Genomic DNA, 11,162 nt, shown 5'->3' on the forward strand with positions numbered 1-11,162 from the left:
CCCTCTCCCCGCACGCGGGGAGAGGGGACGTGCCCCAAGCAGTGCTGCCGATCCAAGGAAGCGCCGCGGCAGGCTGCGGCTCCCCAAAGGGGGAGCTGAATGGTGCGGCATATCCCTTCTCCCCGCCTGCGGGGAGAAGGTGGCGGCAGCCGGATGAGGGGCAAGTAGCTACCCTGCAGTGCCGGCGCCCATGACGGTTCTTCTCGGCGCCACCCTCACCTCATCCGGCATCATCTTCCGTGTCCGCTCCGAGACCGCCGAAACTATCGACCTTTGCCTCTTCGACGAAACCGGCACCCGCGAAACCGCTCGTCTGCCGATGGCGCGTGAGGGCGAAATCTTCACTCTTGAGGTCGAGGACGCCCGCGAAGGCACACGCTACGGCTATCGCGCCCACGGCCTCTACGATCCCGATCGTGGTCTCTGGTTCGACCCATCAAAGCTGCTGGTCGATCCTTATGCAAGGGAGCTCGACCGGGCCTTTCACCACGACAAGCGCCTCTCCGCCTTCGGCCTCGATACGGCCGATCTGGTGCCGAAGGCGATCGTCACCCGCGACGGTAAGGCGAAGATCTCAAAACCCCTGTTTGCGCCCGGCGGCTTCATCTACGAGGTGGCCGTCAAACCCTTCACCATCCTGCATCCGGACATGCCGGAGCATCAGCGCGGGACCGTCGCGGCGCTCGCCCACCCTTCCGTCATCGCCCACCTGAAACGGATCGGTGCCGATGCCGTCGAACTGATGCCCATCACCGCCTGGATCGACGAGCGGCATTTGCCGTCGCTCGGGCTCGCCAATAGCTGGGGCTACAATCCCATCGCCCTCATGGCGCTCGATCCACGCCTCTGCCCCGGCGGCGTGAAGGAACTGCGCGAGACGGTCGCAACGCTCCACGGAGCGGGCATCGGCGTCATCCTCGACCTCGTCTTCAACCATACCGGCGAGAGCGACCGCCATGGCGCGACGCTCTCCATGCGCGGCCTCGACAACCTCTCCTACTACCGCCATCTTCCGAATGAGCCGGGCACGCTCGTCAACGACACGGGCACTGGCAATACGCTCGCCTGTGAGAGGCCGCATGTCCGCCGCCTGATCCTGGATACGCTGCGCCATTTCGTGCTCCACGCCGGCGTGGATGCCTTCCGCTTCGACCTCGCCACCGTCCTCGGCCGTACGGAAAACGGCTTCGACAGCCGCGCCGAAACGCTTCTCGCCATGACCTCGGACGAGGTGCTGAAGGACCGCATCCTGATCGCCGAGCCCTGGGATATCGGCCCAGGCGGCTATCAGCTCGGCAATTTTTCGGAAGCCTTCCTCGAATGGAACGACCGCACCCGCGACGACATCCGCCGCTACTGGCGCGGTGACCAATGGACGATCGGCGCGCTCGCCACCCGGCTTGCCGGCTCCTCGGATGTCTTCTCCGGCAGCGGCACCCGCAGCGTGAATTTCCTCGCCGCCCATGACGGCTTCACGCTGATGGACCTCATCTCGCACGAAAGAAAGCACAACGAGGAAAACGGCGAGGACAATCGCGACGGCCATAACGAGAACTTCTCCTGGAACAGCGGCGCGGAGGGCAAAACGGACGATCCGGCCATCCTGGCCGCCCGCCGACGCGATTTGACCGCCCTCCTCTCCACGCTCTTCGCGACCCGCGGCGCGGTGATGCTGACGGCCGGCGACGAGGGCGGCCGCAGCCAGCGCGGCAACAACAATGCCTATGCGCAGGACAACGAGATCACCTGGCTCGATTGGCGATCACTCGATGAAAACCTTATCGAGCACACCGCCATGCTGGCGGCGTTGCGCAAGCGTTTCGCCGTCTTTTCCGAGACCCACTTCTTCAGCGGCGACGGCGATGTCGAATGGCTCGCACCCTCCGGCAACCCGATGACGGTAGCCGATTGGGAGGCGCCGGACGCCTCGGCAGTGGGCATGATCCTCGAGACCCTCGACCGTGAAACCGGAAAGCCCGCGCGCCTTGCGGTGCTCTTCAACCGTGCCCATATCCCGCTGGGTTTCATGCTTCCCGGCAAAGGCTGGCGCGAGCTTGCTTCCGGCGCGCCATGGCGGAAAACCTTGCCTGCTCGCTCGGTCTTCTTCTGCATCGAATGAGATGCTGCAGTGCAAAATACCGCTATCAAACGACGGGAAACCTTGTAAAAGTTCCGGTGTCGAAAACGCAGTGAGGAAGCATGTCGCGCAAAATTTCATTGGTCGAGGTGCAGGACCTGGTCGGCACGGAAGTCGGCATATCCGACTGGATCAGTGTCGGCCAGCCGATGATCGACCAGTTCGCGGATGCCACCCATGACCACCAGTTCATCCATGTGGACCCCGAGCGCGCCAAGGCCGAGAGCACTTTCGGCGGCACGATCGCACACGGCTTCCTGACGCTTTCTCTTCTCTCCGCCATGAATTTCGACTGCGTGCCGAAGATCCGTGAGCAGACAATGGGCATCAATTACGGCTTCGACCGCGTCCGCTTCATGTCGCCGGTCAAGAGCGGCACCCGTGTCCGCGGCCACTTCAAGCTCGTCGAGGCGCGCTTCCGCGGCGCCGGCATGCTGATGACCACCTACGAGGTCTCGGTGGAGATCGAGAACGAGCAGAAGCCGGCGCTCACCGCCAACTGGATCACCATCATCCAGTTCGATCCGAAGGACCGGCCGGAAAGCGTTTGACCACGGCCCTCCGAAGCAGAAATCCTGCAGGCTTTCCGCGAAGTGTTGATCGCAAATCTCGGAACTTGATGCTAGCTTCTCGCCCAGTGGTCGGGGAGAATCTGATGTTTCCACTGTCGCATATGATGAAGTCCTTCATCCGCCGTGGCCGCCTGACGGTCATCGATGCGGAGGGTAAGCGCCATGTGTTCGCCGGAACGCCCGGCCCGTCGGTGACCATGCGGTTGACGGACAAACGGCTCTACCGGACGCTGGTGTTCAATCCTGAACTGGCGGCAGGCGAAGCCTATATGGATGGCACGATGCGGTTCGAGGAAGGCTCGACGCTCCGCGATTTCCTGACGCTGTTTTCCGTCAATCGGCTGTCGCTCGGCTCCTATCCGCTGCAGAAGGTTCTGCGCAGCATCAAGATGCGCTTCCGCAAGCGGCAGCAATCCAACCGCAAGGGCCAGGCACAGCAGAACGTCGCGCACCATTACGATCTCGGCAACGAGTTCTACAAGCTGTTTCTCGACGAGAACATGCTCTATTCCTGCGCCTATTTCCGTGAGCCGACCGAGACGCTGGAACAGGCGCAACGCAACAAGCTGCGGCTCCTGGCGAGCAAGCTCTGCCTCAGGCCCGGCATGAAGGTGCTCGACATCGGCTGCGGCTGGGGCGATCTCGCGCTTTACCTCGCCAGGCTCGAAGAGGTCGAGGTTGTCGGCGTCACCCTGTCGAAGGAACAGCAGGCGCTGGCCTCCGCACGCGCAGAAGCGGCAGGGCTCGGCGACCGTGTCCGCTTCGAGCTCAAGGATTACCGGGATGTGACGGAAAAATTCGACCGCATCGTTTCGGTCGGCATGTTCGAGCATGTCGGCGTGCATCACTACGACGAGTTCTTCGCCAAGCTGAACAGCCTGATGCCGGACGACGGGCTGGCATTGCTGCATTCGATCGGCCACATGAGCCCGCCCGGCATGGCAAGCCCGTGGCTGCGCAAATACATTTTTCCGGGCGCCTATTCGCCGGCCCTGTCGGAAGTTTTCGAGGTGGTGGAACGCAACAGCCTGTGGGTGACCGATCTCGAATTCCTGCGCCTGCATTATGCCACGACGCTCGCCCACTGGACCGAACGATTCGAAAAGAACCGGGATGCCGTCATCGCCCTTTATGACGAGCGTTTCGCCCGCATGTGGGAATTCTACCTCATCAGCGCCGAGATGATGTTCCGCACCGGCAGCCAGTTGGTCTTCCACATGCAGCTCTCCCGCTCGCGTGATGCGGCACCTATCGTTCGCGACTACATCACCGACAAGCAACGCGCCTATATCGACCGGGAAGCCGCGTTAAATCTCTCCCTGTGAAGCGTTTAGACGCCCATTTCCATCAGCAGGAAGCCCAGCATCGGCGGCACGGCCGCGCCGATCAGGATATTGGCCGTCATGGGGGCTGAAAGCCCGAGCACGGCGCCCGAAACACCCGCTCCGACAAGGGCGGCGAGCGGCATGGCGAGGCTCCGGTCGAAACCCGGAACGAAATAGGCGGCAATCGCCGCCAGCGCCGCCACCGCCGCGACGAGTACGCCCTTCCAAAGCTCGATCTTCGTAAGCTTCGCCGCGATCGCGCCGCCAGCGACCGCCACGGCAAAGCCGAGCCCCATCAGTTGAATATGGTCCATGAATACCCTCCCGTTTCAACGCGAGAGTGCTGTTCCTGAACGGCAAGTCAAGTCAGGCTATCGTCTTACAATGCCGCATCCTGCGCACCTTCGGCGAGCAGGCCGAAGGCGTAATCGGAGAATGACCGCCAGACTTCCACCCGGAACGCATCCTCCGCAGTCCGGAGCAGCACGATCTCCACCTTGGCCAGAACGGTCCGCGAGCAGGCGCCGATGGGAAAGGCTGTGAGCGACAGATCCTGCGGGCAGCCGGCATTGATGGCGCGCGCAGCACCCGGACCGGAAACCAGGATCGCCGTGTTGCGGTGGGAGACATCGGCGGCCGAGTGCGGGACGCCGGAAGAGGCCGCCGCCTGCATCAGCCTGCCCCCAGGGGAAACAGTGCCTTCGTCGATCACCAGCCATTCGTCCGGGCCGAGCCACAGCGCCGTGCGCCCGTTGGCCGTGGCGGATGTCTTCGGCTTCACCGGCAGGTCGAGCCCGAGCGCACCGGAGAGAGCCGGCACGTCGTCCGCACTCGCGCGCAGCGAAATGCGTTGGGCGGGCGCCGCCGCCTCCAGCCGGACGGTCGAGGAGCCGCCATGGAAACCCGCGAGCGGCAGCGTACGGCTCGCATCAGTCTTAGATTTAGCCATTGATGCGGCCTCCTTCCTTGTCGAAGAACACCATGTCGGTGACTTCCACCGCGATCGTCCTGTCCTTCATCGGCACGTAGAGCGTCTGGCCGATGCGCGCCCTGCCGCCGGCCACCAGCGCGATCGCGATCGATCGGCCGCAATTCTCCGACCAGTAGGAGGAGGTGACATGCCCGAGCATGGTCATCGGCTTCGGCTGGTTCGGATCGGCAACGATCTGCGCGCCTTCTTCCAGCACATCGCTTGGTTTGTTGGTGAGAAGCCCTACGAGCTGCTTGCGGCCGTCCCTCGCGAGATCCGGCCGCTTGAGGCCGCGAATGCCGACGAAATCCGTCTTCTTCTTCGAAACCGCCCAGGAAAGCCCGGCATCGTCCGGCGTCACCGTTCCGTCCGTGTCCTGGCCGACGATGATATAGCCCTTCTCGGCGCGCAGCACGTGCATGGTCTCCGTGCCGTAGAGGCAGGCACCCATGGATTCCGCCCGCTCCCAGATCGCCTTCCAGACGGCCGGACCGTAATCGGCCGGAACATTCACCTCGAAGCCGAGCTCGCCGGTGAAGGAGACACGGAAGAGCCGTGCGGGCACGCCCATCACCGTGCATTCCGCCACGCTCATATGCGGGAAGGCTTCGTTGGAGATATCCACGCCTTCCACGAAGGGCTGGATGATCTCCCGCGCCTTCGGCCCCTGCACCGCGATCACCGCCCATTGCTCGGTCGTCGAGGTGAGCCAGACCTTCAGGTGCGGGAATTCCGTCTGGAGATAGTCTTCCATATGGTGCAGCACGCGCGGCGCGCCGCCGGTCGTCGTCGTCACATGGAAGCGGTCTTCGGCAAGCCGCCCCACGACGCCGTCGTCATAGACGAAGCCGTCCTCGCGGGTCATGATGCCGTAGCGGCATTTGCCGGGCTTCAGCGTATCCCAGGCATTGGTGTAGAGCAGGTTGAGGAACTGCGCCGCATCCGGGCCGACCACCTCGATCTTGCCGAGCGTCGAGGCGTCGAACACGCCCGCCGCCTCGCGCACCGTGCGGCACTCGCGGTTGACGGCAGTTGCCATGTCCTCGCCGCGCTTCGGGAAATACCAGGCGCGCTTCCAGTTGCCGACATCCTCGAACTCCGCGCCCTCGGCAGCCTCCAGCGCATGCATCGGCGTCTTGCGGGCGGGATCGAAGAGATCGCCGCGCGAGTGGTTGACGAGCGTGCCGTAGGTCACCGGCGTATAGGGCGCGCGGAAGGTGGTGAGCCCCACCTGCGGGATCGGCCGGTCGAGCACTTCCGCCGCGATCGCCAGACCATGCATGTTGGAAAGCTTGCCCTGGTCGGAAGCCATGCCATTCGTCGTGAAGCGCTTGATGTGCTCGATCGAGTGCATGCCCTCGCGCACCGCAAGGCGGATGTCCTTGGCAGTCACGTCGTGCTGGAAGTCGATGAAGACCTTCACCACCGTATCCGGTCCAGCGCCTTCCGCAGCACCTATCATGCCGCCGGTCCATTCGAACCGGTTCTCGCCGGCAAGCGCGATCGAACCGCCGCCGGCCACGATCGCCTCGTCGATCAGTTCGGCCAGGTCGTCGGTGCCGTTGCAGCCGCCGATCGAAACGCAATCCTGCGCATAGATGTCGGGCAGGAAGCGCTGACCCTTCTCGTCGAAGCGCAGCTTGCCGCGCGACTGGGAGAACAGGTGGACGGAAGGCGTCCAGCCGGCCGAAACGATCAGCGCGTCCACCTTGATCTTGCGTGCATTTGAGCCGCCGTTGCGCACCACCGTCATGGAGGAGATGCGCAAGCGGCCGAAAGTATCCGTCACCGAATGGCCGGTCAGCACATCGATGCCGAGCGAGCGGGCCTCTGCCAGCACCGCCTCGCCGGGCTCGGCGCGGCAATCGACGATGGCGGCGATCGAAACGCCGGCTCGCTTCAGGTCGAAGGCGGCTTCATAGGCCGAATCATGCGCCGTATAGACCCCGACCTTCCGGCCGACCGCGACCCCGTGATGGTTGAGGAAGGTGCGCGCGGCCGACGCCAGCATGATGCCCGGCCGGTCGTTGTTGGAAAACACCATGTGCCGCTCGATCGAGCCGGTGGCGAGGACGACACGGCTTGCGCGGACCTGCCACAGCCGCTCGCGCGGGCTGCTCTTGCCTGGGCGGGCGAGATGATCCGTCACCCGCTCGGCAAGCCCGAGGAAGCCGTGATTGTAGTAGCCGAACACCGTCGTGCGGGTCAGCACCGTCACGTTCGGCATGGCCTTGAGCTTCGCGGCGGCGGCCTGCGCCCATTCATAGCCGTTCTGCCCGTCGATCGTGGTCGCGCTATCCGCATGCAGCGCCCCGCCGACTTCCGGCTGCTCGTCGACCAGGATGACCGAGGCGCCAGTCGCAGCCGCCGAAAGGGCCGCCGTCAGGCCCGCCACGCCCGCGCCGGCAATCAGCACGTCGCAATGGGCATAGCGGTTGGCATAGTGGTCCGGGTCCTCTTCCGTCGGCGCAACGCCGAGGCCCGCGGCGCGGCGGATGAAAGGCTCGTAGACCTTCATCCAGGCTTCCTTCGGCCACATGAAGGTCTTGTAGTAGAAGCCCGCGGCGAAGAAGGGCGAGAGCAGGTCGTTGAAGCCGCCGACATCGAATTTCAGCGAAGGCCAGCGGTTCTGCGAAGAGATTTTCGCGCCGTCGAACACTTCCTGAACGGTCGCCCGCACGTTCGGCTGGCGGCGGGCCGCATCGCGCGAAACGTCGATCAGCGCGTTCGGCTCCTCCGCGCCGGCGGAAAGAATGCCGCGCGGCCGGTGGTATTTGAACGAGCGGCCGACGAGATGCACGCCATGCGCAAGCAGCGCCGAGGCGACCGTATCGCCTTCCATCGCAGTATAGGTCTTGCCGTCGAAGGTGAAGCGCGCCGTACGGGCGGGCGTCAGGCGGCCCGCGCCCTTGATGCGGAACGCACCGATATTCTTGCCGGAAACGCTCATCGGGCGTCTCCTTCCGTCGCTTCCCAGGTCTCGACGGTCTTTTCCTCGGCGACCGCCGTTGCTTCTTCCGCCGGCGGGATAGATTGCTTCGGCAGGCCCGCCTTGTAGGTCATCAGGAACCTGTCGCTCACCGTATCGCGCGCCGCGTTGAAGAAGCGGCCGCAGCCGTGGATGTGCCGCCAGCGCTCATAGGTGAGGCCCTTCTCGTTGTTGCGCAGGAAGAAATACTCGGCGAACTCCTCGTCGGTGATCGCCGCGATATTTTCCGGCCGCGCGATGTGGGCCTCGCCCGCCCAGCGGAATTCCAGCTCCGAGCGGTCTTCCTCGCAATAGGGGCAGTGGATCAAAAGCATCTCGTCTATCCCCTATATATCAATGCGCAACGGCTGCAGCCGCAGCCTCGTCGATCAGCCGCCCGGTGCGGAAGCGATCTAGGTTCAGCCCCGCGGCCAGACGGTGCGGCTCGCCCCTGGCGATGAGATGCGCGAAGAGGTTCGCAGAGCCCGGCGTCGCCTTGAAGCCGCCGGTTCCCCAGCCGCAATTGACGAAGAGGCCCGGAACCGGCGTCACGCCCTGGATCGGCGAGCGGTCCGGCGTGTTGTCGGTGATGCCGCCCCACTGGCGCATCATCTTCACCCGGCGGAAGATCGGGAAGAGTTCGCAGATCGCATCCAGCGTATGGGTGATGATCTGCAATCCGCCGGTCTGCGAATAGGAGTTGTACTGGTCAGTGCCCGCGCCGATCACCAACTCGCCCTTGTCGGATTGCGAGATATAGGCATGCACCGTGTTCGACATGACGACGCAGGGGAAGATCGGCTTCAGCGGTTCGGAAACCAGCGCCTGCAGCGGGGTTGAATGAAGCGGCACGCGCACGCCCGCCATCTCCATGACGACGGAGGAATGGCCGGCGGCCGAAACGCCAACCTTCTTGGCGCCGATGAAACCGCGGTTCGTCTCCACGCCCTGCACCTCGCCGTTCGGCCCGCGGCGGATGCCGGTCACCTCGCAGTTCTGGATGATGTGGACGCCGCGATCGGCAGCGGCGCGCGCATAGCCCCAGGCGACCGCATCATGACGAGCCGTGCCGCCGCGCCGCTGCAGCGCCGCGCCATTGATCGGATAGCGCGCCGTCTTGGAGATATCGAGCGGCGGACAATATGCCTTCGCCTGCTCCGGCGTCAGCCATTCGTTGTCGATGCCGTAGAGCCGGTTCGCATTGATATGCCGCTTGAACGACTGCTGGTCATGGACATTGTGCGACAGCATCATCACGCCGCGCGGCGAATACATGACATTATAATTGAGCTCCTGGCTCAAGCCCTCCCAGAGCTTCAACGAGTGCTCGTAGATGTCCATGCTCTCTTCATAGAGATAGTTGGAGCGGATGATGGTGGTGTTGCGCCCGGTATTGCCGCCGCCCAGCCAGCCCTTCTCGATCACCGCGACATTGGTGATGCCGTGTTCCTTGGCGAGATAATAGGCGGCGCCCAGCCCGTGCCCGCCCGCCCCGACGATGACGACGTCATAGGCGCTGCGCGGCTCCGGCGAGGTCCATTGAGCCTCCCAGCCCTTGTGGGCACGCATAGCCTCGCGGGCTATGGCGAAAACCGAATACTTGCGCATCTCGCCCTTCAAACTCCCTGTCCGACGGTATCGTGGGTAGAGCCATACCCATCGCAAATCAATATCCGACGCAATGGCTGTTTTGCGACGCATTCAAAGATTGTTTCGACACGCGGCATCGTGGTCCCGCATACGGGCTTTTTCGCCTACCAATTTCGTCGATGTTTGAAAGTTAGCGTCTGGACTTCGGCAGACTCATCTGCTATCTCGCTTCATCAATCGCACGGCCGCGCGCCGGGCAAGAGTATTCTATCGCCTCGTGTCACGTCGATATCGGGCGAACAACCAAACCAAAGGAACGGGATTTTCACGTGCAGGTACTTGTCCGCGACAACAACGTCGACCAGGCTCTCCGCGCTCTCAAGAAGAAGATGCAGCGCGAAGGCATTTTCCGCGAAATGAAGATGCGCGACTACTACGAAAAGCCGTCGCAGAAGCGCGCTCGCGAAAAGGCTGAAGCCGTTCGCCGCGTCCGCAAGCTGGCTCGCAAGCGTGCTCAGCGCGAAGGCCTCGTCGCCGGCCCTCGCACCGGTCGTTGATCGGCCGTTTTTTCGACGTTTTCACGTGCTTGTAAGGCGGGGGCGACTAGGGCGCCGCCGCTTTTTTCGATTTTGTCCGGATCGGTCCAAAGACCGCTCCCGCTGCCCGATACGAGGAAACGCGCCTGATGGCCGCAAAGATTGCCGTTCGCTTCCGCGGAACTGAAACTTCCGGCCTCTTGCCGTCCATCGCCTTTCCATCCCAAGGAAAAACAGCGCTATCCCTCGCGGTTCTGGCTTCGCTCGCGCTTGCCGGCTGCTCGTCCACCCAGACGACCGACCTGATCACGGTCGATCGCGCGCAGGGTTCGCAGGAAAACATCGCCTCCCTTTCCTCCGTCATCCAGGCCAATCCGCAGGACCCGGAAGGCTATAACGTGCGCGGTTCGGCCTATGGCCGCTCCGGCGATTTCCGCCGGGCGCTCGACGATTTCAGCCGCGCCATCCAGCTCAATCCGCAGTTCTACCAGGCCTATGCCAACCGGGCGCTGGTCTACCGCAACATGGGCAAGCCGGTCGAGGCGATCAACGATTACAACCGCGCCATCCAGATCAACTCGAGCTATGACGTGGCCTATGTCGGCCGTGGCAATATCTACCGCCAGGCGGGCCGCACCAACGAGGCCTTCAACGATTTCAGCCGGGCGATCGAACTCGATACCACGGATGGCCGGGCGTGGCACAATCGTGGCCTGATCTACCAGGTGCGCAACCAGCACGCTCAGGCGATCGAGGACTTCTCCAAGGCGATCTCGCTTTCGCCGAATTCGCCCGAGCCCTATAACGGCCGCGGCATCTCCTATGTGGCGCTGAACGACGACGAGAACGCTTTCGCCGACTTCAACCGCGCCATCGAACTTAACGGCGACATCGCCGAATCCTGGGCCAACCAGGGACTGGTCTACGAGCGCCGTGGCGACAAGGCCAAGGCTGCCCGCTCCTATTCCCATGCGGTGCGTCTCGATCCGAACTACAAGCCCGCCAAGGACGGCCTTGCCCGCACCCGCGGCGCATCGAGCTGATCGATGCCGTCCGGTGGCGCC

The 11,162-nt window shown here is 63.6% G+C and carries 10 protein-coding genes; 5 read left to right on the top strand and 5 right to left on the bottom strand.

Annotated elements, in window-relative coordinates:
• Positions 1-190 precede the first annotated feature (190 nt).
• From glgX to ACE04I_RS19760, 3 genes are all read left to right on the top strand, one after another.
• Positions 191-2,119 carry a glycogen debranching protein GlgX gene (gene glgX / locus ACE04I_RS19750; RefSeq protein ID WP_046794688.1) on the top strand — a complete coding sequence of 643 codons (1,929 nt, stop codon included), beginning with the start codon at positions 191-193 and terminating at the stop codon, positions 2,117-2,119.
• A gap of 80 nt (positions 2,120-2,199) precedes the next feature.
• Positions 2,200-2,688, top strand: a complete 489-nt coding sequence (locus ACE04I_RS19755; protein WP_046794689.1) for a MaoC family dehydratase — start codon at positions 2,200-2,202, stop codon at positions 2,686-2,688.
• A gap of 104 nt (positions 2,689-2,792) precedes the next feature.
• A complete protein-coding gene (locus ACE04I_RS19760; protein WP_046794690.1) occupies positions 2,793-4,034 on the top strand; it encodes an SAM-dependent methyltransferase in 1,242 nt (413 codons plus the stop codon).
• A 5-nt stretch (positions 4,035-4,039) separates the two neighbouring features.
• Here the strand turns inward: ACE04I_RS19760 and ACE04I_RS19765 are convergent, their stop codons facing one another.
• The 5 genes from ACE04I_RS19765 to ACE04I_RS19785 form a co-directional block, all read right to left on the bottom strand.
• Entirely contained in the window at positions 4,040-4,348 is a 309-nt protein-coding gene (locus ACE04I_RS19765) for a hypothetical protein (RefSeq protein WP_046794691.1), read from the bottom strand.
• 65 nt (positions 4,349-4,413) lie between these two features.
• Positions 4,414-4,983, bottom strand: coding sequence for a sarcosine oxidase subunit gamma (locus tag ACE04I_RS19770; RefSeq protein ID WP_046794692.1), 570 nt, complete (start codon positions 4,981-4,983; stop codon positions 4,414-4,416).
• Positions 4,976-7,954, bottom strand: a complete 2,979-nt coding sequence (locus tag ACE04I_RS19775; protein WP_487207536.1) for a sarcosine oxidase subunit alpha — start codon at positions 7,952-7,954, stop codon at positions 4,976-4,978. The genes ACE04I_RS19770 and ACE04I_RS19775 overlap by 8 nt, the downstream gene beginning before the upstream one ends.
• Positions 7,951-8,307, bottom strand: coding sequence for a sarcosine oxidase subunit delta (locus ACE04I_RS19780; protein WP_046794694.1), 357 nt, complete (start codon positions 8,305-8,307; stop codon positions 7,951-7,953). Before ACE04I_RS19780 ends, ACE04I_RS19775 begins: the two co-directional genes overlap by 4 nt.
• A 19-nt stretch (positions 8,308-8,326) precedes the next feature.
• Positions 8,327-9,580 carry a sarcosine oxidase subunit beta family protein gene (locus tag ACE04I_RS19785; RefSeq protein WP_046794695.1) on the bottom strand — a complete coding sequence of 418 codons (1,254 nt, stop codon included), beginning with the start codon at positions 9,578-9,580 and terminating at the stop codon, positions 8,327-8,329.
• A 311-nt stretch (positions 9,581-9,891) separates the two neighbouring features.
• Between ACE04I_RS19785 and rpsU the strand changes: the two genes are divergently transcribed.
• The gene (gene rpsU / locus ACE04I_RS19790; RefSeq protein WP_046794696.1) at positions 9,892-10,119 is read left to right on the top strand and encodes a 30S ribosomal protein S21; all 228 of its coding nucleotides are present in this window, start codon (positions 9,892-9,894) and stop codon (positions 10,117-10,119) included.
• A gap of 128 nt (positions 10,120-10,247) precedes the next feature.
• On the top strand, positions 10,248-11,141 hold the full coding sequence (locus tag ACE04I_RS19795) for a tetratricopeptide repeat protein (protein ID WP_082118343.1): 894 nt from the start codon (positions 10,248-10,250) through the stop codon (positions 11,139-11,141).
• The last annotated feature ends 21 nt before the right edge of the window (positions 11,142-11,162 follow it).

The sequence above is a fragment of the Rhizobium moroccans genome, from assembly GCF_057559155.1.